The organism is Cellulomonas sp. KRMCY2, from assembly GCF_000526515.1.
GTDB lineage: Bacteria > Actinomycetota > Actinomycetes > Actinomycetales > Cellulomonadaceae > Actinotalea.
In genome coordinates this window covers 708,954-731,127 of record NZ_JAGF01000001.1, presented here as the reverse complement: position 1 = coordinate 731,127, position 22,174 = coordinate 708,954, and the positions used below count along the sequence as shown (strand labels likewise).

Below are 22,174 nucleotides of genomic sequence, written 5' to 3'. Positions count from 1 at the left end.
ATGACCTCCACCGACCTTCGGGCAACCCTCCTGCGCCATCGGCGCACGACGACGACGTCCGCTGCATCGATCGACGTGGACTGGGACGCCGCGGGGCGCTGGGGTGGGCGGCTGGCCTCACCCGGACCGGCCGGGTCGCGCGCGGAGCTGGATCACCTCGTCGCCGACCTGCACGACGCCGCGCGACGGGCCGTGCCGCTCGCGCTCCGGGCAGCCCGGCTCGGTACCGCCGTCGAGGCGGCCGGGACGGCGGGGGCGACCGCCCAGGTCCTGGTCGTCGACCGCGCCGGCTGGGCCCGGGCCGCGGCGCAGTCCTTCGCCGGGATGACGGGACTGCCGACCGACGGCCGATCCGGCACCGGCCCGGCGACGGCGACGGCGCAGGTGGCAGGGCTGCTGGGACTGCTCGCGGGGCGGATCCTGGGCCAGTTCGACCCGTTCGCCGCGCAGGCCCCACCCGCCGGGCGCCTGCTGGTCGTCGCGCCGAACGTGCTCAAGGTCGAACGGGCGCTCGGGGCCGAGCCGTCGGACTTCCGGCTCTGGGTGTGCGTGCACGAGCAGACCCATGCGCTGCAGTTCGCGGCCGCCCCGTGGCTCGCCGACCACCTGCGTGCCGAGGTGGCCGCGCTGGTCGGTGACCTGGCCGGCGAGCTGACGGGCGGCGAGCTCACCGGTGCGCTCACCCGGCTGTTGCGCGCGCGGGGCGCCGGCGACGACGCGAACCTGGACGCGGACGACGACGCGGCCCTCGGGCTGCTCGAGCTGTTCCTCGATCCCGGGCAGCGCGACCGCGTCGAGCGGATCACCGCTGTGATGTCGGTGCTCGAGGGCCATGCGGACGTCTCGATGGACGCGGTGGGGCCGTCGGTGATCCCGTCGGTCAAGCGGCTCCGCTCGCGGTTCGAGGCCCGTCGGCGCACCGCCACCGGCATCGACCGGGTGCTGCGCAGGCTGCTCGGCATGGACGCGAAGATGGCCCAGTACCGCCGGGGTGCGGCGTTCGTGCGGACCGTGCGCCGGGTCGGCGGCCGGAACGCGCTCGATGCCGTGTGGTCGGGGCCCGCGGCCCTGCCGACGCCGCGCGAGATCGCCGATCCCCGGGCCTGGGTGCGCCGGGTGCACGGATGAGCCGGGTGCACGGATGAGCCGGGTGCACGGATGAGCCGGGATGAGCGGCCCTGACCCCGCGGTCGCCGCGCAGCGCAGCGCCGTGCGCGCCGAGCTGGCCGACCTCCCGCCGGGCGTCGTCGTGCTCGTGGCCTGCTCCGGCGGAGCCGACTCCCTGGCGCTCGCTGCGGCCACGGCCTTCGTCGCCGCGCGGGCCGGGCTGCTGGCCGGCGCCGTCGTCGTGGACCACGGTCTGCAGCCGGGCAGCGCCGGGGTGGCGCGTCGGGCCGCCGAGCAGTGCCGTGGCCTGGGCCTCGACCCGGTCGAGGTGATCACGGTCGAGGTCGGGCCGGCGGGGCCCGGTGGTGGACCCGAGGCGGCCGCCCGCACCGCCCGCTACGACGCCCTGCGCGAGGCGGCGACCCGGCACGGTGACGCCGTCGTCCTGCTCGGGCACACGCTCGACGACCAGGCCGAGTCGGTGCTGCTCGGCCTGGCACGCGGCTCGGGCGCACGCTCCCTGTCCGGGATGGCGCGCCGGCGCGGGCGGCTGCGTCGCCCGTTCCTCGCGGTGCGCCGGGACCAGACCGAGCGGGCCTGCCGGGTGCTGGGCCTCGAACCGTGGCACGACCCGACCAACCTGGTGTCGGACGCGGCCGGGCCGCTGCGCAGCCAGGTCCGCCACGAGGTGCTGCCGGTGCTCGAGCGGGTGCTCGGTCCGGGTGTGGCCGAGGCCCTCGCACGCACCGCCGAGCAGCTGCGCCAGGACGGTGACCTGCTCGACGAGCTCGCCGGGCAGGTGCTCCTCGCCGCACGCAGCGCCGGCCCGGCGGGTGACTCGGGCGCGGATCCGGCCGACGGTCTCGACGTCGTCGTGCTGGCCGCCGCACCGCCCGCGCTGCGGCACCGGGTGCTGCGGGCCGCCCTGCTGGCGGCGGGTGTGCCCGCCGGAGCGCTGCACCGGGTGCACATCGAGGCGGTCGACGCCTTGGTGACCGATTGGCACGGTCAGGCCGGGGTGGCCGTCCCGGGCGGCGGCCAGGTGCAGCGCCGGTATGGCAGGCTGACGGTCATCAACGACCGAGAACGAGGAGCAGGCAGCGGTGGATCCTTCGGACATGGGTGACGACCTGGAGCGCGTCCTGCTCACGGAGAAGCAGCTCCAGGGCCGGCTCGACGAGCTCGCGACCAGGATCGACGCCGACTATGCCGGCCGTGACCTGCTCATGGTCGGCGTGCTCAAGGGCGCTGTGATGGTCATGGCCGACCTGGCGCGACGCCTGCACACGCCGGTCGAGATGGACTGGATGGCGGTGTCCTCCTACGGGGCCGGCACGACGTCGTCCGGCGTGGTGCGGATCCTCAAGGACCTCGACGCCGATCTGACCGGCCGCCACGTGCTCATCGTCGAGGACATCATCGACTCGGGCCTGACCCTGTCCTGGCTGCTGTCCAACCTGCGCAGCCGCGGACCGGCCACCGTCGAGATCGCGACCATGCTCCGCAAGCCCGAGGCGGCGAAGGTCGACGTCGACGTGCGCTACGTCGGCTTCGACATCCCGACCGACTTCGTCGTCGGCTACGGGCTCGACTACGCCGAGAAGTACCGCAACCTGCCGTTCGTCGGGACGCTGGCCCCGCACGTCTACGGCGACTGACGGTCGCTTCGCGCCCTGGGCGAACACCGGACGGAACATCGAGGTCCAGCGGGTACCGTGCACGTCAGACCCGCCACAACGACCAGGAGGGACGGGGCACGCGCCCTGCGCCGATGAACCTCAAACGCCTCACCCGTGGACCTGCCATCTGGATCGCCGTGGCAGTGATGATCCTGTGGCTCGGTGCGTCATCGTTCATGACCTCCGGCGTCCAGCGCGTCGACACGTCCGACGGCCTCGAGCTGCTCAAGGGTGACACCGTCGAGCAGGTCCGGATCTCGGACGGCGCACAGCGGGTGGACCTGACCCTGACCGAGGACTTCGACGACAAGGGCCGGAACGTCCAGTTCTTCTACTCCGTGCCGCAGGGCGAGGCCGTCGTCGCGGCGATCGTCGCCGCCGACCCGGACGGTGGCTACAACTCCGAGGTCGTGCGCACGTCGTGGTGGGCCAGCCTGCTCGGCCTGCTGCTGCCGTTCGTCATCATCCTCGGCCTGTTCTGGTTCCTGATGTCGCGCATGCAGGGTGGCGGCTCGCGCGTCATGCAGTTCGGCAAGTCCAAGGCCAAGCTCGTGACCAAGGAGACCCCGCAGGTCAGCTTCGCCGACGTCGCAGGTGTCGACGAGGCGGTCGAGGAGCTCGAGGAGATCAAGGACTTCCTCGCTGACCCGGCCAAGTTCCAGGCCGTCGGCGCGAAGATCCCCAAGGGCGTCCTGCTCTACGGCCAGCCCGGCACCGGCAAGACGCTGCTCGCCCGGGCCGTGGCCGGCGAGGCCGGGGTGCCCTTCTACTCGATCTCCGGCTCCGACTTCGTCGAGATGTTCGTCGGCGTCGGCGCCTCGCGCGTGCGTGACCTGTTCGACCAGGCCAAGCAGAACGCGCCGGCGATCATCTTCATCGACGAGATCGACGCGGTCGGTCGGCACCGTGGCGCCGGCCTCGGCGGCGGGCACGACGAGCGCGAGCAGACCCTCAACCAGATGCTCGTCGAGATGGACGGCTTCGACGTCAACGCCAACGTCATCCTGATCGCGGCGACCAACCGGCCGGACATCCTCGACCCCGCCCTGCTGCGTCCCGGCCGGTTCGACCGGCAGGTCTCGGTCGACGCCCCAGACCTGCGTGGCCGGGAACGGATCCTGCAGGTGCATGCCAAGGGCAAGCCGATGGCGCCCGACGTCGACCTGCACGCGGTCGCCAAGCGCACGCCCGGCTTCACCGGTGCCGACCTGGCGAACGTGCTCAACGAGGCCGCGCTGCTGACCGCCCGCACCGGCGGTCAGGTGGTCGGCAACCACGAGCTCGACGAGGCGATCGACCGCGTCATCGCGGGCCCGCAGAAGCGGACCCGGCTGATGAACGACAAGGAGAAGAAGATCACCGCGTACCACGAGGGTGGTCACGCGCTGGTCGCGACGGCACTGCGGTACACCGACCCGGTGACCAAGGTGACGATCCTGCCGCGCGGCCGGGCCCTCGGCTACACGATGGTCATGCCGGCCGAGGACCGGTACTCCACGACCCGCAACGAGCTGCTCGACCAGCTCGCGTACGCGATGGGCGGCCGGGTCGCCGAGGAGGTCGTCTTCCACGACCCGACGACGGGTGCGTCCAACGACATCGAGAAGGCCACCGCGGTGGCCCGCAAGATGGTCACGCAGTACGGGATGAGCGAGCGCATCGGCGCGGTCAAGCTCGGCCAGGACAGCGGCGAGGTCTTCCTCGGGCGTGACGTCGGGCACGGGCGGGACTACTCCGAGGAGGTCGCGCACCTCGTCGACGTCGAGGTCCGACGGCTGGTCGATGCCGGGCACGACGAGGCGTGGGACATCCTCAACACCTACCGCGACGTGCTCGACACCCTGGTCGGCGAGCTCCTCGAGCGCGAGACGCTCAACCAGGCCGAGCTCGCGGAGATCTTCGCGCCGATCGTCAAGCGCGAGCCGCGCGACGTCTGGCTGTCCAGCCCCGACCGCGGTGTCTCGGACATCCCGCCGGTGCAGACGCTGCGCGAGAAGGCAGCGTCCAACGGCGAGCCGGTCGTCCCGCAGGACGAGGTCGCGGCGGCCAAGGGCGAGCACCCGGTGGCGCCCGTCGGCGAGGTGCCGCCGGGCGGCCGCGTCGACCCGGGCCAGAAGGGCTGAGATGACCCACATGGCCGACGACGTCCCGTTCGTGGACGAGGACCTCGTGGTGCCCGCGGTGGCCTACGACCACGCGCGGGCCGAGCGTGCCGTGCGGGAGCTGCTCATCGCCGTGGGGGAGGACCCGGACCGGGAGGGTCTGCGGGAGACGCCGGCGCGGGTCGCGCGGGCCTATGCCGAGACCTTCGCAGGCCTCCACCAGGACCCTCGCGAGGTGCTGTCGACGACCTTCGACGAGGGCCACGAGGAGATGATCCTGGTCAAGGACATCGCCGTGTACTCCACCTGCGAGCACCACCTCGTGCCCTTCCACGGCGTCGCGCACGTCGGGTACATCCCGGGCGCCGACGGGCGGATCACCGGGTTGTCCAAGATCGCCCGGCTGGTCGACCTGTTCGCCCGGCGCCCCCAGGTCCAGGAGCGGCTCACCTCGCAGGTCGCCGATGCCCTCGTGGAGATCCTGGCACCCCGTGGCGTCCTGGTCGTGATCGAGTGCGAGCACCTGTGCATGTCGATGCGCGGGGTGCGCAAGCCCGGCTCCCGGACGGTCACCTCTGCGGTGCGCGGTCAGATGCGTGACGGGACGACCCGCGCCGAGGCGATGAGCCTCATCCTCGGCCGCTGACCGGCACCGGCACCGGCCTAGGCTGACCGCGTGAGCCCGCAGCGTCACCCCGAGCCGCTTCCTGCTGCGCTGACCGCCCTCGACCGCACGTTGGTGATGGGCGTGGTCAACGTGACCCCTGACTCCTTCAGCGACGGCGGCCGATGGTTCGAGCCCCGGTCCGCGGTCGCGCACGGCCTCGAGCTCGTCGCCCAGGGCGCGGACATCCTCGACGTCGGCGGGGAGTCCACCCGACCCGGCGCGCGGCGGGTGCCGGTCGACGAGGAACGCCGCAGGGTCCTGCCGGTCATCCGTGAGCTCGCAGCGACCGGTGCGGTCGTGAGCGTCGACACGACCCGTGCCGTGGTCGCCGCCGAGGCGGTCGAGGCCGGTGCACACATCGTCAACGACGTCTCGGGTGGGCTGGCCGACCCGGCGATGTACGACGTCGTGGCAGGTACCGGCGCGGTCTACGTGGCGATGCACTGGCGGGGCCACGCCGACGTGATGGACTCCCTCGCCGTCTACGACGACGTCGTGACGGACGTCCGGGACGAGCTGGCGCAGCGGCTGGCCGGTGTGCTGGCCGCCGGCGGCCGGCCCGAGCAGGTCGTGCTGGACCCCGGGCTGGGCTTCGCGAAGCCGGGCTCGGACAACTGGCCGCTGCTCGCCCACCTCGAGGTGCTGCAGGGCCTCGGTCGGCCGGTCCTGGTCGGGGCCTCGCGCAAGCGCTTCCTCGGTCGCCTGCTCGCCCCGCCGGGTGCCGAGCCGGTCCCGCCTGCAGGGCGGGACCTGGCGACCGCCGCGGTCAGCGCCCTGTGCGCGGCCGCGGGGGTCTGGTGCGTGCGGGTCCACGACGTGACAGGCTCGGCGGACGCGGTCCGGGTCGCGGCAGCGTGGGCCGCTGCGCGCGCCGAGCACCGACCCGAGGATCGCCCGCACGTGATCGGCCGGGACGCCAGGAGCAGCACGAGCACAACGCAGGACGGAGAGCCAGGTGTCTGAGGCACGCGCGACGGAACGGGCCACCGATCGGATCCGGGTCACCGGCATCACGGCGACAGGTCACCACGGGGTGTTCGAGCACGAGCGACGCGACGGGCAGACCTTCGTGGCCGACGTCGTGCTGCACGTCGACACCCGGCCGGCGGCCGCGGCCGACCGCCTCGACCTCACGGCGGACTACGGCGTCCTGGCCGAGCAGGTCGCCGGTGTGCTCTCCGGGACCCCCGCGGACCTCATCGAGACGGTCGCCGAGCGCATCGCCGCCGTCGCGCTGACCCACCACGGTGTGCTGGCCGTCGATGTCACGGTGCACAAGCCGCAGGCGCCGGTCACCGTGCCGGTGGGTGACGTCACCGTCGAGATCCACCGGGACCTCGTGCGGATGCCGGTCGTCACCGCACCGGTCGTCGCACCGGCCGCCGCAGCACCGGTCGTCGCAGGACCGGGTCGGCTCGTGGCCGACGGCCGACCGGCGACCGTCGAGAACCTGCTGCCCGCGATGGCAGCCAGCGTCCTCGCCGCTCCGTCGCTCCCCGTGCCCGCCCCGGGGGAGCCGGCGGTACCGGCCCTCGTCACCGCTCCCGGGCCCGCCGGGTCCGCGAGCACCGGCACGGTCGCCGCCGCAGCCGGACCGTCGACCGCCCCGACGGTCACCGAACCGCGCGACCGGCTCGACCTCCGACCCGACCAGCCGGTCGACGTCGTCCTGGCCATCGGCTCCAACGTCGGTGCGAGCCACGAGACCTTGCGGCAGACAGTGCTCGACCTCGGGGCCGTGCTCGGGCTGGAGGTGACCGCTGTCGCCCCGCTGGCCCGCACCGGCGCCGTCGGCGGCCCCGAGCAGCCCGACTACCTCAACACGATCGTGCTGGCGCGCACCTCGCTCAGCCCGCGGGCGCTGCTGCACGCCTGCCAGCGGATCGAGCTCGACCACGGCCGTGAGCGCGAGGTGCGCTGGGGTCCGCGCACCGTCGACATCGACCTGATCACGTACGGCACGCTGCAGGCGGTGGCCGACGACCTCGAGCTGCCGCACCCGCGCGCCCATCAGCGGGCCTTCGTGCTCGAGCCGTGGGCGCAGGTCGACCCGCTGGCCGAGCTCCCGGGTCTGGGCGGTGGCCCGGTCGCCGCGCTGGCGCAGACCGCGCCCGACCGTGAAGGGATCCGGTGGATGGCGCTCGACTGGTGGGGCCCGACGGGGGCCGGAGCCTGATGCGCCGGACGCCGTGGACCCGTCTGCTGCTGATCGCCGTCCTGAGCACGGGGTTCTCGTTCGGCGCCTTCCGGATCGCGGAGAGCCGAGGTGCTGCACTCCTGCCGGTCCCGCTCCTGTCGTCGCTCGTGGTGCTGCTGATCGCCGCCGTCGTGCTGACCCTCGGGTGGGCCGTCCGTCAGTACACGAAGGGCAAGCGGCCGGGGCTGGACCCGCTGCTCGCGGCCCGGAGCGTCGTGCTGGCGACCGCGTCGGCCTACACCGGCGCACTGCTCTCCGGCTGGTACGCCGGCCAGGTCCTGCTGGTGCTCGGTGACCTCGGCATCGAGGCCCGCCGGGGCCTGGCGGTGTCCGCCGGAGCAGCCCTCGTCGGCACGGTCCTGCTCGCGGTCGTCGGCCTGGTGGTCGAGCGCTGGTGCGAGGTGCGCCCCGGCGACGACGATGACGACGTCGGCCCGCCGGGCGCCTCGGCGGCAACGGGCACCTCGCCCTGAGTGGAAGGATGGGCGCCATGAGTGAGCTCAGCCCGTCCGCCACCCCGCCCGGCGCAGACCTGTCCCGACCCGACCTGCCCCGACCCGACCTGGCAGGCGCCGGCCCCTCTGCCGCAGCCGTGACGGCCGCCGGCCCGTTCGACCCGGCCGGTGTGCGCTGGCAGCCGGTCTCGCCGAGGTTGACGACGGTGCGGCTGATCTCCGTCGGCCTCTGGCTCCTGCCCCCGCTCGCCGGTGGCGTGGTCGCCGCTGTGCTCAGCGGCGAGGCCGGGCTCTGGGTGATCCCGGCCGTCGTCGCGGCGTTCGGCGTGTGGGTCGCGATCGTCATCCCGCGGCAGGTCCGGGCCATCGGCTATGCGGAGCGTGACGACGACCTGCTCATCCGCAAGGGCGTCATGATGCGCTCGCTCGTCGTCGTGCCCTACGGGCGGATGCAGTTCGTCGACGTCGGGGCAGGTCCGCTCGACCGGTGGGGCGGGATAGCCCGCGTCCAGCTGCACACCGCATCGCCGGGCACCGATGCCGCCATCCCCGGGCTCGTGCCGACCGAGGCCGCCAGGCTGCGGGACCGCCTCGCGGCGCGCGGCGAGGCCCAGCTGGCGGGGTTGTGAGCACCGGGGTCGTGGACACCGGTCTGCGCTGGAACCGGGTCCACCCGGTCACCCCGGCGGTCAAGGGCTGGAAGGTGCTCGCCGTGCTGCTCGCGATCGCGGCGCAGCAGGTCGGGACCTCCCTGAGCAGCGCCCAGGACATGGTCGGGAAGGTCGGCTGGGGTCCGGTGGTCGCGGTGGCGGCCGCCGCCCTGGTCATCGGCTTCGCGTACGCCGCGATCGCCTGGCGGATGACGCGCTACGCGATCGACGCCGAGGCGGTGTACCTGCAGACCGGTGTGCTGTTCCGTCAGCAGCGCACCGCGCGTCTCGACCGTGTGCAGGCGATCGACCTCGTCCAGCCCCTGCTGGCCCGGATCCTCGGCCTGGCCGAGCTGAAGATCGAGGTGGCCGGCGGCACCGACTCCGCAGTACGGCTCTCCTACCTCAAGGAGGACGCTGCGCAGCGGCTGCGCAACGAGCTGCTCGCCCGCGCCGCAGGTGTGGAGTTCGGCACGCAGGAGCAGCCCGAGGCCCCGGTCGCTCCCGAGCGCGAGCTCATCTCGGTGAGCCCGGGCCGGCTGATCGGCTCGCTGGTGCGCTCGGTCACTGTCGTCGTCCTGCTCCTCGGGCTGGTCGCCGTCGTGGTGGTCGTCGTCGTGTCGCGCGAGTTCGGGGCGGTCTTCGGCCTGCTGCCGGCCGTCCTGGGGGCCGGCGGGTACCTCTGGCAGCGGTTCGCCGGGGAGTTCGGCTTCCGCGCCGCGCAGTCCCCGGACGGCATCCGGCTCCGTCACGGCCTGCTCGAGGCCCGCTCGCAGACCCTTCCGCCCGGTCGGGTGCAGGCCGTCCGGATCAGCCAGGCGGTGCTGTGGCGTGGCAAGGACTGGTGGCGTGTCCAGATCAACGTCGCAGGCTACGGTCAGGCCGACCAGCAGCAGACCGAGAGCGTCCTGCTGCCGGTGGGGGACCGCGACGAGGCGCTCCTGGCCCTGTGGCTCGTCCTGCCCGACCTCGGCTCGGCCGACCCGCGCGCCCTGCTCGACGACGCCCTGTCCGGCGCCGGCGACTCCGGCAGCTTCGTGACGAGCCCACGGCGGGCACGCTGGCTGGACCCGCTGGCCTGGCGACGCAACGGCTATGCCCTGACCGGCCGGGCGCTCCTGGTGCGTCGTGGCCGCTTCCTGCGTGAGCTGGTCGTCGTCCCGCACGAGCGCACCCAGTCCATCGGTCTGCGGCAGGGCCCGCTGCAGCGCCGCCTCGGCCTGGCGTCCGTCGTGCTGCACTCGACCCCGGGACCCGTCAGGCCGACGGTGGTCCACCTGGACGCGGCGGCCGCGGGAGCCCTCCTCGGCGAGCAGGCGGCACGGGCCCGGACCGCCCGCGCGAGCGCCGGGCCCGAGCGGTGGATGCAGGAGCTCCGTACCGGACCGGGCCGGGTCGCGACCGGCAGCCAGGCAGCGTCCTCGTGAGCGGTCCGGCACAGCCGGGGCGGCTCGGGGTCGGGGTGGTCGGCGCCGGCCGGGTCGGCGCGGCGCTCGGCAGCGCGCTCCGGGCGGCCGGCCACGCGGTCGTCGGTGCGAGCGGGATCTCCGAGCAGAGCCGCGAGCGCATCGCCACGATGCTGCCGGGCGTCCCGGCGCTCGAGGTCGAGCAGGTCGTCGAGCGCGCGGAGCTCGTGCTCCTGACGGTGCCGGACGACGCGCTCGCGGACCTGGTGGCGGGCCTCGCGCAGATCGGCGCCTGGCACGCCGGGCAGATCGTCGTGCACACCGCCGGGGCCTTCGGCACCGACGTCCTGGCCCCGGCGCGGGCCGCCGGGGCGATCCCGTTGGCGATCCACCCGGCGATGACCTTCACCGGCACCTCCATGGACGTCGCGCGGCTGGTCGGCTGCTCGTTCGCGGTGACCGGTCCGACGCCGGTGCTGCCGATCGGTCAGGCGCTGGTCGTCGAGATCGGTGGCGAGCCGGTCGTCGTCGAGGAGGCTGCCCGTCCGCTCTACCACGCGGCGCTGGCCCATGGCGCGAACCACCTGGTCGTGCTCGTCGCCCAGGCCGCGCAGGCGCTCGCCGCCGCCGGTGTGCCGAGCCCGGACAAGGTGCTCGGGCCGCTGCTCTCGGCTGCTCTCGACGGTGCGGTGAGCAGGGCCTCGTCGGCGGGCTCCCCAGCGGGTGCGAGCGGTGTCGCCGGGTTGACCGGGCCGGTGGTCCGCGGGGACGCCGGGACGGTCGCGACGCACCTGGCCGAGCTGGCCCGGCTCGCCGCGCGTGACGCCGGGACCGTCGACCTGCCGGAGTCCTACCGGGTCCTGTCCCGGGCCGCGACGACGCGCGCGCTGGCCGGTGGCCGGATCAGCGCGGCCCAGGCCCAGGACCTGCTCGACGTGCTCGATGCCGCGCGCCCCGCCACCGGCCGGCGTGACGGTCCCGGTGCCGGTCCGGCTCTCGGCGAGGAGTCGCGATGACGGCCGGCCCCCAGGTGCTGCGCACGCGGGTCGAGCTGGCCGCCGCGCTCGGACCGCACGGCACCACGACGGTTCGTCGCGCTGTCGTGATGACCATGGGCGCGCTGCACGAGGGCCACCTGGCGCTCGTCCGGACCGCCCGGGACCACGCGGACCAGGTGGTCGTCACGATCTTCGTGAACCCGCTGCAGTTCGGTGCGGGTGAGGACCTCGACCGGTACCCGCGCGACCTCGGGCGCGACGTGGACCTGCTCGCCGCTGCCGGCGCCGACATCGTCTTCGCGCCCGAGGTCGGCGAGGTGTACCCGGGCGGTCCGCCGGTGGTCCGGGTCAGCGCCGGCGTCCTGGGCGAGCGGCTCGAGGGTGCCGTCCGACCCGGCCACTTCGACGGCGTCCTGACGGTCGTGCTCAAGCTCCTGCACCTGGTGCACCCCGACGTCGCGCTGTTCGGGCAGAAGGACGCCCAGCAGCTGATGGCCGTGCGGCAGATGGTCCACGACCTCGACCTCGACGTCGAGATCGTCGCCGTGCCGACCGTCCGTGACCACGACGGTGTCGCGCTCTCGTCGCGCAACGCCTATCTCGACCCGGAACAACGCGCTGCCGCGCGCGCGTTGAGCAGAGCACTGGCGGCAGGGCGGGCGGCCGCCGGTGCCGGGCTCGCAGCCCCCCGGATCCGCTCCGCGGCGATGGACGTCCTGGCGGCCGAGCCGGCGGTCGTGGTGGACTACCTCGCGCTGGTCGACGCCTCGACGGCGGACGAGGTCGCCGACGACCACCAGGGCCCGGCTGTCCTGGCAGTGGCCGCGCGGCTCGGTGCGACGCGGTTGATCGACAACGTGGTGCTGGATCTTCGCGGACCGGCTCCCGAGGAGGACCGATGAGCACGAGCAGCTGGCTTCGTCCGATGATGGTCGGCAAGATCCACCGGGCGACGGTGACCGCCGCGGACCTCGACTACGTCGGGTCGATCACGATCGACCAGGAGCTGCTGGCAGCGGCCGACCTGCTGCCCGGGCAGCAGGTGGACGTCGTGGACGTGACCAACGGGGCCCGACTGACGACCTACGCGATCGCCGGCGAGGCGGGTTCGGGCGTCGTGTGCGTCAACGGTGCGGCGGCCCACCTCGTGCACGCGGGTGACGTCGTGATCGTGATCGCCTACGGCCTGCTGCCCGACGCGGACGCCAGGACGTACCGCCCCAGGGTCGTGCACGTCGACGGGGCCAACCGGATCACCAGGACGATCGAGGACCCCGGTGCGGCGCCGGACGGCCTGCGCACCGCTGCCATCGGCTGGGCGACGGCCCGATGAGGCTCGCGCCGCGCCTGGCGGCACCGGTGCCGGGCTGGACCGTGCAGGCGGACGTCGTGGTCGTCGGCTCGGGCATCGCTGGGCTGACCGCCGCCCTGCAGCTGCGCAGCCGTGTCCCACGGGTCCTGCTCGTGACCAAGGGGGTGCTCGCCTCCGGCTCGACCGTCTGGGCCCAGGGCGGGATCGCGGCAGCGCTCGACCCGCAGGACTCCCCGGGTGCCCACCTCGCGGACACGCTGACCGCCGGGGCGGGTCTGTGCGACCCGGCCGCGGTCCAGGTCCTGGTCACGCAGGGCCCGGGACGGGTCCGCGAGCTGGTGGCGCACGGCGCCCGGTTCGACACCGACCCGGACGGCCGGCTGTCGCTGACCCGCGAGGGCGGCCACGGCGCGGACCGGGTCGCGCACGCCGGCGGGGACGCCACCGGTGCGGAGATCTCCCGCGCCCTGGTCGCGCAGCTCGAGGCGGTGCGCGCCGACCCCGGTATCGAGGTCATCGAGCACGCCCTCGTGCTCGACCTGCTGACCGCGGCCCCCGGGCCGGACGGACGCCCGGGACCGGTCTGCGGCGTGACCCTGCACGTGATCGGCGAGGGCTCGCGGGACGGGGTCGGCGCTGCGCTCGGCCGGGCGGTCGTGCTCGCCACCGGCGGCATCGGGCAGGTGTACCAGTCGTCGACCAACCCGGCGCAGGCGACCGGCGACGGGCTCGCCGCCGCGCTGCGGGCAGGTGCCGACGTCGGGGACGTGGAGTTCGTGCAGTTCCACCCGACGGTGCTGTGGCTCGGTTCCGGGGTCAAGGGCCAGCTGCCGCTGGTGTCGGAGGCGGTGCGCGGCGAGGGCGCCATGCTGCTGGACACCGACGGCGTGCGGTTCATGCCCGACGTGCACCCGCTGGCCGAGCTCGCGCCGCGGGACGTGGTCGCGCACGCGATCGTCCGCCGGATGGCCGCGACCGGCTCGGACCACGTGTACCTGGACGCGCGTCACCTGGACGCGGCCTTCCTGCGTCGCCGCTTCCCGACGATCCACGAGCGGCTGATGGGCGAGGGGATCGACCTGACGACCGACCTGGTGCCGGTCGCGCCCGCGCAGCACTACCACTCGGGGGGCGTGGTCACCGACCTGGCCGGCCGGGCGAGCGTCGATGGTCTCTACGCGATCGGCGAGGTCGCCTGCACGGGTGTGCACGGCGCCAACCGGCTGGCCTCGAACTCGTTGCTCGAGGGTCTCGTCTTCGCGCACCTCGCGGCCGACGACCTGGCGGCGCGGGTCGCAGCCGGCGCCCTGCCGCACCGGGACCCCGTCGAGCGGCCCGGCGAGCAGGCCCTGGTCGCCGCCGCGGTGCGCACCCGGCTGCAGCGGATCGCCCAGCGAGGCCCGGGTGTGATCCGCAACGCGGACGGGCTCGCCGATGCCGCGGTCGCGCTGGCAGCCGTGTCGACGCGCGCCCACCTGGTGCCGGGCGTCGTGGCCGCCCCGCAGGCCGCGGAGTGGGAGACCACGAACCTGCACCAGGTGGCGACCCTGCTCACGGCCGTCGCGCAGCTGCGCGCCGAGAGCCGCGGTGGGCACTTCCGCGAGGACTTCCCCGAGCAGGACGAGGCCTGGCGCGAGCGTCTGGTGGTCCGGCTCGACCCCGACGGCCGGCTCGAGCCGGAACGCACACCGGTCGGCGCGAGCCGTCCGGGGAGCCGGCCGACGACGCCGGTGGCGTAGGCCGCGCGGCCGGTGACCTAGGCGCGCCCGGTCGCCAGGACGATGTCCCGACGGGCCGCGGCGAGCGTGAGCATGCCGCCCGACAGGTGGGCCGAGTCCAGGCCGGCCTGGTCGAGCACCCGGTGCGCCAGGTAGGAGCGGAACCCGCTCGCGCAGTGCACCCGGACGGGCCGGTCGCCGGCGGCGGCACGAACCTCGTCGAGCCGGGCACGCAGCTCGGTGTGCGGGACGTTGAGCGCACCCGGGAGGTGACCGCGCGCGTACTCGGACGCCGAGCGCACGTCGAGCACAAGACAGGTGTCCAGGACCTTCTCGACGTCCTCGGCGTGCCACAGGCGCAGGGTGCCGTCCAGGACGTTCTGGGCGATGAACCCGGCCATGTTGACCGGGTCCTTGGCCGATCCGTACGGCGGGGCGTAGGCGAGCTCGAGCTCGGCGACGTCGTCCATGGTGAGCCCGGCGGACAGGGCGGTCGCGAGCACGTCGATGCGCTTGTCGGCACCGGCGCAACCCACCGCCTGGGCGCCCAGCAGCCGGCCGTCGGGGGAGAAGGAGACGGTCAGGTGCAGCTGTTCGGCACCGGGGAAGTAGCCCGCGTGGTGGCCGGGGTGCAGGTGCACGGTGTGGTGCTCGATGCCGGCCTGCTGGAGCGTGCGCCGGCTCGCTCCGGTGACGGCTGCCGTCAGGCCGAAGACCCGGACGACCGCCGTGCCGAGCACGGGCCGGGCTGCGCGGGGGGAGCCGGTGTCGAGGTGGCCCAGGATCGCGTCGGCGGCACGGCGGCCCTGCCGGTTGGCCGGTCCCGCCAGGGGGACCGGGGCGACGGCCCCGGTCACGGCCTGGCGGACGGCTGTCGCGTCCCCGACGGCCCAGATGTGCGGGTCGGAGGTCTGCTGCGTGCCGTCCACCATGATCGAGCCGCCCGGGCCGAGGTCGAGCCCGGCGGTGGTGGCCAGGTGGCTGTCGGGGCGCACCCCGACGGAGAGCACGACGATGTCGCCCGGCAGGCGGGTGCCGTCGGAGAGGGTCACCTCGACGGCGTGCCCCACACCTGGTGTCGGCTCGATGGTCGTGGCGGCCACGCCGACGTAGGTCCGGACACCGGCGGCGACCAGCTCGTCGTCGAGCAGCTGGGCGAGCTCGGCGTCCAGCGGCGGCAGGACGTGCGGGGCGAGGTCGACGAGGTCGACCGCCAGGCCACGCAGGCGCAGCGCCTCGGCGGCCTCGAGACCGATGAAGCCGGCGCCGAGCACGACGGCTCGACGGGCCCCGTCCGTCACCAGTGCGCGGAGCGCGTCGACGTCAGGGATCGTCCGCAGGGTGTGCACCTGGGGCAGGTCGAGGCCCGTGATCGGCGGCCGGATCGCCGTCGCGCCGGGGGCCAGGACGAGGGCGTCGTAGGAGATGACCTCGGTCCCGCCGGCCGAGCGGACGGTCACCGTGCGGGCCACGCGATCGATCGACGTCACCTCGTGGCCCGTCCGCACGTCGAGGGCGAGGGCCGCGGCGAGCGACTCGGGGGTCTGCACGAGGAGCGCCGAGCGGTCCGTGATCTCCTCGCCGAGGTGGTACGGCAGGCCGCAGTTGGCGAACGAGACGAACTCGCCGCGCTCGAGGACGACGATCTGCGCGTCCTCGGCGAGACGGCGCGCGCGGGCCGCGGCGCTCATCCCGCCGGCGACCCCGCCGACGATGACGATCTTCATGGATGCGTTCCTCACAGGTTGTGACCGTATCCGAGCTGGACCCGGTCCGTGTGGGGCGACTCCGTCGGCACCCGTCCGTCGTCGGAATGATACCCCCGGGGGTATCTATTCCAGGCCGGACGAAGGTCCCCGCCGGGCCACGACGACCGCGTCGAGCGCCGGGCGCGCGGAGCCGTCGACGGGTCGTCGTGCGACCTCGGCGAGCCGCACCTCGAGGCCGGACCGGACCAGGACCGCCTCGACCGCCGCCAGGTCGGTGAGCACGTCGGGGTCCCGGGGGCCGCCGACGCCGTCGTGCAGGTTGGTCCGGTCGTGCCCGACGAGCACGAACGTGCCGCCCGGTGCCAGGGCCGTCGCCGACAGGGTCAGCGCACGCGCCAGCTGCGGCGTGGGGAGCTGGAGGTAGGCGACGACCACCAGGTCGGCACCGCCCGGTCGTGGCTCGAACGTCGTGGCGTCGGCGACGTGCCAGTCGACCGCCCCGCTGCCGGCGGGCAGCCGGGTGCCCGCCTCGCGTCCGTGCTCGACGGCGACGGCCGAGAAGTCGACCGCGTCGACCTGCCAGCCGCGGGCGGCCAGCCACAGGGCGTGCCGGCCGTCACCCGCCGCGACGTCGAGCGCGCGGCCAGGTGTCAGGCTCTCGGTGTGCTCACGGATCCAGCGGTTCGGCTCGCTGCCCCACGGGTCCGACCCGGCGTAGCGCGCGTCCCACTCACGGGCGTCGGACGCCATCTCAGGCCAGGGACAGGAAGAGCTTCTGCAGCTTCGCGCGGTCGATCCCGGCCGCGTCCTCGCCCTGCGTGATGCACTGCTCGAGGCCGGTGGCGATGATCGCGAAGCCGGCCCGGTCGAGCGCCTTGGACGCGGCGGAGAGCTGGGTCACGACGTCGGCGCAGTCGGCACCTGCCTCGAGCATCTTGAGCACGCCGCCGATCTGTCCCTGGGCGCGCCGCAGCCGGTTGATGACGGCCGTCATCTCCTGGGGGTCGAGCTGCATGGCGGGCCTCCTGCCGTCCGTCGGCGTGCTCATCGGGTCACGTCCCCGCCGGCCGATCGCCATGAGGCTAGCCCACCGGACAGGCTGGTGGCACGGAATCCCTGCGCACGCAGCTGCGCGGCGGCGCCACGTGACCGCATGCCCGAGGCGCACATGACCACGACCGTCGCGTCCTTGGGCAGGCGCCGGGCCTCGTTCTCGAGGCGGCCGAGGGGGATGTGCTTCGCGCGGCGGGCGTGACCGGTGCGCCACTCGGCGGGCTCCCGGACGTCGACCAGCACGGCGCCGCCCTCGAGCAGGCTCAGCGCGCGGTCGACGCGCACCGACTTGGGCAGGGCGTCCGGATCGCGGTGCAGGAGGCGGTCGATCACGGCGCGGAGCGAAGCGGTGGGCATGGTGGTCCTCTCGTCGACCCTCAGGATACCCCAGGGGGTATCACTCCGACTACCGTTGGGCAGATGGACGCCTCAGCTCTGCCCTTGCCGGCCACTGTCACCGGACCTGACCGGGACGCCGTCCGGCGCGTCGTGGCGACAGCGCTCGACGAGGACCTGGGCCGCGCACCGGGGCGGGACGTCACCACGCAGGCCACGATCCCGGTCGACGCCACCGGACGGGCCGACCTGGTCGCGCGGCAGGACGGCGTGGTGGCCGGGCTCGTCGTGGTCGGCGAGGTCCTCGACCAGGTCGCCGAGCGCACCGGACTCGGGCACGTGGCGATCGAGCAGCGCGTGACCGACGGGGCAGCAGTGACGCGGGGCCAGGTGCTCGCGGTGCTCGCCGGCCCGCTTCAGGTCATCCTGATGGCCGAACGGACCCTGCTCAACCTGACCGGTCGCGCCTCGGGGGTCGCCACGCACACCCGTCGCTGGGCCGATGCCCTGGCCGGCACCGGTGCGACGGTGCTCGACACCCGCAAGACGACCCCCGGTCTGCGGGACCTGGAGAAGTACGCGGTCCGCTGCGGCGGCGGGACCAACAAGCGGATGGGTCTGTACGACGTCGCGATGGTCAAGGACAACCACGTGGTTGCCGCGGGCTCGGTGACGGCGGCCGTGCACGCGGTCATGAGCCGCTTCCCGGAGGTCCCGATCCAGGTCGAGGCGGACACCGCGGAGCAGGCGCTCGAGGCGGTCGACGCCGGCGCGCGCTTCCTGCTCCTGGACAACATGGCCCCGACGGTGCTGCGCGAGGTGGTGCGCGCGGTGCGGGCCCGGGAGCCGGTCAGCGGCAGGGTCGAGCTCGAGGCGACCGGCAACCTGACCCTCGAGCGGGCCGCGGAGGTGGCGGCCACCGGGGTGGACTACCTGTCGGTCGGAGCGCTGACGCACTCCTCGCCGGTGCTCGACCTCGCCCTCGACCTCGTCGAGCGCGGCTGACCCGCACGGCCTCGGTAGGATCGCGCGGTGAGCTCCCCGCAGACCCCCGCCGCTGACCAGGTGACCGATGACCTGCCCGAGCAGATCCGGGTCCGCCGGGAGAAGCGCGACCGGCTGATCGCCGACGGCCGCGGGGCCTACCCCGTCGGGGTTCCGGTGACGCATGCGATCGCCCAGGTCCGCGCCGACCACGCCGATCTGGTCGCCGGGCAGGAGACCGAGGTCGTGGTCGGGATCGCCGGCCGGGTCATCCACCTGCGCAACACCGGCAAGCTCTGCTTCGTGACCCTGCAGGACGGCGAGGGCCACCGGCTCCAGGTGATGCTCAGCCTGGCGGCGGTCGGCGAGGAGTCGCTGAGCAGCTTCAAGGCCGACGTCGACCTGGGCGACCACCTCTTCGCGCACGGCACCGTGATCAGCTCGCGCCGCGGCGAGCTGAGCGTGCTCGCCGACGAGTGGCGGATGGCAGCCAAGGCCCTGCGACCGCTGCCGAACATCTTCGAGGGCAGCGAGCTCTCCGAGGAGGCGCGTGTCCGCCAGCGGTACGTCGACCTGATCGTGCGCCCGGCGGCCCGGGACGCGGTGCGGCTGCGGGCCGCCGTCGTGCGCTCGTTGCGGGACAACTTCCACCGGCGCGGCTACCTCGAGGTCGAGACGCCGATGCTGCAGACCCAGCACGGCGGTGCGACGGCGCGCCCCTTCACGACCCACATGAACGCCTTCGACCTCGAGCTGTACCTGCGGATCGCGCCGGAGCTGTTCCTCAAGCGGGCGGTGGTCGGCGGTGTCGAGCGGGTCTTCGAGATCAACCGGAGCTTCCGCAACGAGGGGGTCGACTCCACGCACTCACCGGAGTTCGCGACGCTCGAGGCCTATGAGGCCTACGGCGACTACGACACCATGGCGGCCCTGACCCAGGATCTCGTGCAGACCGCCGCTGTCGAGGCGCTCGGCTCGACCACGGTGACCCTGGTGGACGGCTCCCGGTACGACGTGGGCGGGCAGTGGACCTCGCTCAGCCTGTACGGGTCGCTCTCCGAGGCGCTCGGCGAGGAGATCACCCCGCAGACGCCGTTCGAGCGGCTCATGGCGCTCGTCGAGCGGTTCGACCTCACGGTCGACGCGAAGAAGCAGAACCACGGCAAGCTCGTCGAGGAGCTGTGGGAGCACCACGTCGGTGACCACCTGGTCGCCCCGACATTCGTGCGGGACTTCCCGGTCGACACGAGCCCGCTGACCCGCGACCACCGCACGGTTCCCGGCGTGGTCGAGAAGTGGGACCTCTACATCCGGGGCCTCGAGCTCGGCACCGCCTATTCGGAGCTCGTCGACCCGGTGATCCAGCGGCAGCGGTTCGAGGCACAGGCCGCGCTCATTGCGGCCGGCGACGACGAGGCCATGCATGTGGACGAGGACTTTCTCGTGGCGATGGAGCACGCCATGCCGCCGGCCGGTGGCATGGGAATGGGCATCGACCGGCTGCTCATGGCGCTCACCGGCCTCGGTATTCGCGAGACCATTCTCTTCCCGCTGGTCAAGCCGCTCTCCTGAGCCGTGCGACGTCCGTCGTCCGGCGCCACGGAGCACCCGGGCGGCGGACGTAGGATCGGGCTGTGCATCCTCTCGTCCAGGCCCTGGCCGCCCTCGTGCCGTCCGTCGGCGTCGGGCTGCTGTTCTGGCTCGCCCTGCGATCGATCATCCAGGCGGACCGGCGCGAGCGCATTGCCCTTGCGCGGCTCGATGCGCAGGATTCGGTACGCGCCGGTCCGGCGACGTCCACGGAATCCCCGTAATCCCCAGGAATCGCATTGCGGTGCGCACCGGGCCGAATCCGGCTGTACTCTTGTGCCTTGTCCAGCCCCGGCTCTCCGGCTGAAAGAAGAATGCAATGGCTCAGAAGGTCCAGGTCGTCCTGGTGGATGATCTTGATGGTGGCAAGGCCGACGAGACGATCACGTTCGCCGTCGACGGCGTCTCGTACGAGATCGATCTCAGCACAGCGAATGCCGCGCAGCTGCGTGAGGCCTTTGCGGCCTGGGTGGGACACGCCCGTCGCGTCGGCGGCCGCACCCGGACGGTCCGTCGCGGCACCGGCACGGCTCGTGCCGCCGGCGGCCAGAGCGCGACGATCCGCGAGTGGGCCCGGGCGAACGGCTTCACGGTCAACGAGCGCGGTCGCATCCCGGCCGAGGTCAAGGCTGCGTTCGACGCTCGCTGACGCGCAGCACCCGCGCGCGGTCCGACGCGCGCACCAGAGCACGCTCACGACAGCACGCTCACGACGAAGGGCCCTGCACCTGGGCGGGTTCACGCGGTCGGTGCAACACCTCGATCTGAGGAGTTGCAGCGACCGTGGTCGTTTCTGGGCATCTGCGGGATCTGTTCTTCGTCGAGCTGGATCGTGTGGGTTCGGTGACGTTGGCCGCGCGTGCGGTCGGGGTGAACCCGAACACGGCGTTCGGCTGGGCGCGGGCGGCGGGGCGACGTTCGGTTGTGCCGGCTCGCCCGGGCCGGGCGCCGCACCCGGGTCGGGCGGAGTACGACAGGCTGCGAGCAGAGGGCGTGTCGCGTGGTCGTGCGTCCGAGATCGTCGGGGTGAGCGGGCGCACCGCGAGGGACTGGGACCGCGGGGTGCGCAAGAGCAATGGTCGACGCCTGTATCCCGATGGTCGGTTGGTCGACTATGCACGGGGCGTGACCACGATCATCGATGTTGCGACGCCGCTGAACCTCGTACACGTCGAGCGGGTGCTCGACGCTCGGTTCGTGTCGCTGAGCGAGCGTGAGCAGATCGCGGACCTGCGTCGATCGGGGCTGTCGGTGCGGGCGGTCGCGGCCCGGCTGGGTCGGGCGCCCTCGACCGTCAGCCGGGAGATCCGCCGCAACGCCTGCGCTGATGGACGCTATGCGCCGTTCGCTGCGCACCGGGCTGCGGCGGCTCGTCGACCCCGCCCCAAGACCGCCAAGTTGACCGTTGACGGGCCGTTGCGCGCCTACCTGCGCGGCAAGCTCGCGTTGCGGTGGTCACCGGAGCAGATCTGCCACGCTCTGGTGACCGACTTCCCTGACGATCTCGAGATGCGCGTGAGTCACGAAACGATCTACCAGGCGCTCTACCTGCAGGCCCGCGGCGGGTTGCGCCGCGAGGTCGCGGCCGCGCTGCGCACCGGGCGGGCGCGTCGGCGCCCCCGACGTGACCCGAACACGCGCACCAGCCGGTTCGTTGACCCGATGGTCATGATCTCCGAGCGCCCGTCCGAGGTCGCCGACCGGGCGGTCCCTGGGCACTGGGAAGGTGACCTGATCATCGGCGCGGACGGCGGCTCGGCGATCGGGACCCTGGTCGAGCGGACCACCCGCTACGTGATGCTGGTCCACCTGCCCCATGGGCGCACCGCCGAGCAGGTCCGCGACGGGCTGGTCACGACCATGGCGACCCTGCCCGCGCACCTGCGCGGTTCGCTGACCTGGGACCAGGGTGCCGAGATGGCCGCCCACCGCTCGTTCTCCCTAGCCACCGACATCCAGGTCTACTTCTGCGACCCGGCCAGCCCCTGGCAGCGCGGCTCGAACGAGAACACCAACGGCCTGCTGCGCCAGTACTTCCCCAAAGGCACCGACCTGTCGGTCTTCGGGCCCGAGGACCTCGAGCACGTCGCCCAGGAGCTCAACGGCCGCCCACGCAAGACGCTCGGCTGGAAGAACCCAGCCGAGCGCCTCGGTGAACTACTGTCCGCCTAACCAACCAGCGGTGTTGCAGCGACCCCTGGAACCCGCCCA

23 protein-coding genes are annotated in these 22,174 nt (G+C 73.6%); 19 read left to right on the top strand and 4 right to left on the bottom strand.

What is annotated here, in order from left to right; genetic code table 11:
• The 14 genes from K415_RS0103635 to K415_RS0103570 all read left to right on the top strand — a co-directional run bounded on the left by K415_RS0103635 (position 1) and on the right by K415_RS0103570 (position 14,312).
• Positions 1-1,128, top strand: a complete 1,128-nt coding sequence (locus K415_RS0103635; RefSeq protein WP_024285748.1) for a zinc-dependent metalloprotease — start codon at positions 1-3, stop codon at positions 1,126-1,128.
• Between the two features lie 40 nt (positions 1,129-1,168).
• On the top strand, positions 1,169-2,233 hold the full coding sequence (tilS, locus tag K415_RS0103630) for a tRNA lysidine(34) synthetase TilS (RefSeq protein ID WP_024285747.1): 1,065 nt from the start codon (positions 1,169-1,171) through the stop codon (positions 2,231-2,233).
• Complete coding sequence (gene hpt / locus K415_RS0103625; protein WP_024285746.1) at positions 2,211-2,765, top strand: hypoxanthine phosphoribosyltransferase; 555 nt, start codon at positions 2,211-2,213, stop codon at positions 2,763-2,765. The genes tilS and hpt overlap by 23 nt, the downstream gene beginning before the upstream one ends.
• 113 nt (positions 2,766-2,878) lie before the next feature.
• Positions 2,879-4,909 carry an ATP-dependent zinc metalloprotease FtsH gene (gene ftsH, locus K415_RS0103620; RefSeq protein WP_024285745.1) on the top strand — a complete coding sequence of 677 codons (2,031 nt, stop codon included), beginning with the start codon at positions 2,879-2,881 and terminating at the stop codon, positions 4,907-4,909.
• A gap of 10 nt (positions 4,910-4,919) precedes the next feature.
• Complete coding sequence (gene folE / locus K415_RS0103615) at positions 4,920-5,534, top strand: GTP cyclohydrolase I FolE (protein ID WP_024285744.1); 615 nt, start codon at positions 4,920-4,922, stop codon at positions 5,532-5,534.
• Positions 5,535-5,564: 30 nt separating this feature from the next.
• Positions 5,565-6,518, top strand: coding sequence for a dihydropteroate synthase (gene folP, locus K415_RS0103610; RefSeq protein ID WP_024285743.1), 954 nt, complete (start codon positions 5,565-5,567; stop codon positions 6,516-6,518).
• Positions 6,511-7,731: a 2-amino-4-hydroxy-6-hydroxymethyldihydropteridine diphosphokinase gene (gene folK, locus K415_RS0103605; protein ID WP_024285742.1), complete on the top strand. Its 1,221-nt coding sequence runs from the start codon at positions 6,511-6,513 to the stop codon at positions 7,729-7,731. Before folP ends, folK begins: the two co-directional genes overlap by 8 nt.
• Complete coding sequence (locus K415_RS0103600) at positions 7,731-8,225, top strand: DUF3180 domain-containing protein (protein WP_024285741.1); 495 nt, start codon at positions 7,731-7,733, stop codon at positions 8,223-8,225. Before folK ends, K415_RS0103600 begins: the two co-directional genes overlap by 1 nt.
• 17 nt (positions 8,226-8,242) lie before the next feature.
• The gene (locus K415_RS0103595) at positions 8,243-8,836 is read left to right on the top strand and encodes a PH domain-containing protein (RefSeq protein ID WP_024285740.1); all 594 of its coding nucleotides are present in this window, start codon (positions 8,243-8,245) and stop codon (positions 8,834-8,836) included.
• Positions 8,833-10,284, top strand: a complete 1,452-nt coding sequence (locus K415_RS0103590; protein WP_024285739.1) for a PH domain-containing protein — start codon at positions 8,833-8,835, stop codon at positions 10,282-10,284. Before K415_RS0103595 ends, K415_RS0103590 begins: the two co-directional genes overlap by 4 nt.
• Entirely contained in the window at positions 10,281-11,279 is a 999-nt protein-coding gene (locus K415_RS0103585; RefSeq protein WP_024285738.1) for a Rossmann-like and DUF2520 domain-containing protein, read from the top strand. The genes K415_RS0103590 and K415_RS0103585 overlap by 4 nt, the downstream gene beginning before the upstream one ends.
• Complete coding sequence (gene panC / locus K415_RS0103580; RefSeq protein ID WP_024285737.1) at positions 11,276-12,163, top strand: pantoate--beta-alanine ligase; 888 nt, start codon at positions 11,276-11,278, stop codon at positions 12,161-12,163. Before K415_RS0103585 ends, panC begins: the two co-directional genes overlap by 4 nt.
• Entirely contained in the window at positions 12,160-12,594 is a 435-nt protein-coding gene (panD, locus tag K415_RS0103575; RefSeq protein WP_024285736.1) for an aspartate 1-decarboxylase, read from the top strand. Before panC ends, panD begins: the two co-directional genes overlap by 4 nt.
• Positions 12,591-14,312: an L-aspartate oxidase gene (locus tag K415_RS0103570; RefSeq protein ID WP_024285735.1), complete on the top strand. Its 1,722-nt coding sequence runs from the start codon at positions 12,591-12,593 to the stop codon at positions 14,310-14,312. The genes panD and K415_RS0103570 overlap by 4 nt, the downstream gene beginning before the upstream one ends.
• Before the next feature lie 17 nt (positions 14,313-14,329).
• Here the strand turns inward: K415_RS0103570 and K415_RS0103565 are convergent, their stop codons facing one another.
• From K415_RS0103565 to K415_RS0103550, 4 genes are all read right to left on the bottom strand, one after another.
• Complete coding sequence (locus K415_RS0103565) at positions 14,330-16,018, bottom strand: FAD-dependent oxidoreductase (RefSeq protein ID WP_024285734.1); 1,689 nt, start codon at positions 16,016-16,018, stop codon at positions 14,330-14,332.
• 105 nt (positions 16,019-16,123) lie between these two features.
• Complete coding sequence (locus tag K415_RS0103560) at positions 16,124-16,750, bottom strand: bifunctional 2-polyprenyl-6-hydroxyphenol methylase/3-demethylubiquinol 3-O-methyltransferase UbiG (RefSeq protein ID WP_024285733.1); 627 nt, start codon at positions 16,748-16,750, stop codon at positions 16,124-16,126.
• A gap of 1 nt (position 16,751) precedes the next feature.
• A complete protein-coding gene (locus tag K415_RS0103555; protein WP_024285732.1) occupies positions 16,752-17,015 on the bottom strand; it encodes a metal-sensitive transcriptional regulator in 264 nt (87 codons plus the stop codon).
• Positions 17,016-17,044: 29 nt separating this feature from the next.
• Positions 17,045-17,410, bottom strand: a complete 366-nt coding sequence (locus K415_RS0103550; protein WP_029663072.1) for a rhodanese-like domain-containing protein — start codon at positions 17,408-17,410, stop codon at positions 17,045-17,047.
• A gap of 63 nt (positions 17,411-17,473) precedes the next feature.
• Between K415_RS0103550 and nadC the strand changes: the two genes are divergently transcribed.
• The 5 genes from nadC to K415_RS0103525 all read left to right on the top strand — a co-directional run bounded on the left by nadC (position 17,474) and on the right by K415_RS0103525 (position 22,135).
• Positions 17,474-18,394, top strand: coding sequence for a carboxylating nicotinate-nucleotide diphosphorylase (nadC, locus tag K415_RS0103545; RefSeq protein WP_024285730.1), 921 nt, complete (start codon positions 17,474-17,476; stop codon positions 18,392-18,394).
• Between the two features lie 27 nt (positions 18,395-18,421).
• Positions 18,422-19,945 (top strand): lysine--tRNA ligase, encoded by a 1,524-nt coding sequence (gene lysS / locus K415_RS0103540; RefSeq protein WP_024285729.1) that lies wholly within the window; start codon positions 18,422-18,424, stop codon positions 19,943-19,945.
• Positions 19,946-20,007: 62 nt separating this feature from the next.
• Positions 20,008-20,187 carry a hypothetical protein gene (locus tag K415_RS0103535; protein WP_024285728.1) on the top strand — a complete coding sequence of 60 codons (180 nt, stop codon included), beginning with the start codon at positions 20,008-20,010 and terminating at the stop codon, positions 20,185-20,187.
• A 95-nt stretch (positions 20,188-20,282) separates the two neighbouring features.
• Positions 20,283-20,612 carry an Lsr2 family protein gene (locus K415_RS0103530; protein WP_024285727.1) on the top strand — a complete coding sequence of 110 codons (330 nt, stop codon included), beginning with the start codon at positions 20,283-20,285 and terminating at the stop codon, positions 20,610-20,612.
• Between the two features lie 344 nt (positions 20,613-20,956).
• The gene (locus K415_RS0103525; RefSeq protein WP_155859346.1) at positions 20,957-22,135 is read left to right on the top strand and encodes an IS30 family transposase; all 1,179 of its coding nucleotides are present in this window, start codon (positions 20,957-20,959) and stop codon (positions 22,133-22,135) included.
• Positions 22,136-22,174 lie beyond the last annotated feature (39 nt).

Excerpts from the sequence above, each read along its gene's own strand:
- K415_RS0103635 (WP_024285748.1), top strand. The coding sequence starts at position 1 with ATGACCTCCACCGACCTTCGGGCAACCCTCCTGCGCCATCGGCGCACG.
- tilS (WP_024285747.1), top strand. The coding sequence starts at position 1,169 with ATGAGCGGCCCTGACCCCGCGGTCGCCGCGCAGCGCAGCGCCGTGCGC.
- ftsH (WP_024285745.1), top strand. The coding sequence starts at position 2,879 with ATGAACCTCAAACGCCTCACCCGTGGACCTGCCATCTGGATCGCCGTG.
- folE (WP_024285744.1), top strand. The coding sequence starts at position 4,920 with ATGGCCGACGACGTCCCGTTCGTGGACGAGGACCTCGTGGTGCCCGCG.
- K415_RS0103600 (WP_024285741.1), top strand. The coding sequence starts at position 7,731 with ATGCGCCGGACGCCGTGGACCCGTCTGCTGCTGATCGCCGTCCTGAGC.
- K415_RS0103595 (WP_024285740.1), top strand. The coding sequence starts at position 8,243 with ATGAGTGAGCTCAGCCCGTCCGCCACCCCGCCCGGCGCAGACCTGTCC.
- panC (WP_024285737.1), top strand. The coding sequence starts at position 11,276 with ATGACGGCCGGCCCCCAGGTGCTGCGCACGCGGGTCGAGCTGGCCGCC.
- panD (WP_024285736.1), top strand. The coding sequence starts at position 12,160 with ATGAGCACGAGCAGCTGGCTTCGTCCGATGATGGTCGGCAAGATCCAC.
- K415_RS0103570 (WP_024285735.1), top strand. The coding sequence starts at position 12,591 with ATGAGGCTCGCGCCGCGCCTGGCGGCACCGGTGCCGGGCTGGACCGTG.
- K415_RS0103565 (WP_024285734.1), bottom strand. The coding sequence starts at position 16,018 with ATGAAGATCGTCATCGTCGGCGGGGTCGCCGGCGGGATGAGCGCCGCG.
- K415_RS0103560 (WP_024285733.1), bottom strand. The coding sequence starts at position 16,750 with ATGGCGTCCGACGCCCGTGAGTGGGACGCGCGCTACGCCGGGTCGGAC.
- K415_RS0103555 (WP_024285732.1), bottom strand. The coding sequence starts at position 17,015 with ATGCAGCTCGACCCCCAGGAGATGACGGCCGTCATCAACCGGCTGCGG.
- K415_RS0103550 (WP_029663072.1), bottom strand. The coding sequence starts at position 17,410 with ATGCCCACCGCTTCGCTCCGCGCCGTGATCGACCGCCTCCTGCACCGC.
- nadC (WP_024285730.1), top strand. The coding sequence starts at position 17,474 with ATGGACGCCTCAGCTCTGCCCTTGCCGGCCACTGTCACCGGACCTGAC.
- K415_RS0103530 (WP_024285727.1), top strand. The coding sequence starts at position 20,283 with ATGGCTCAGAAGGTCCAGGTCGTCCTGGTGGATGATCTTGATGGTGGC.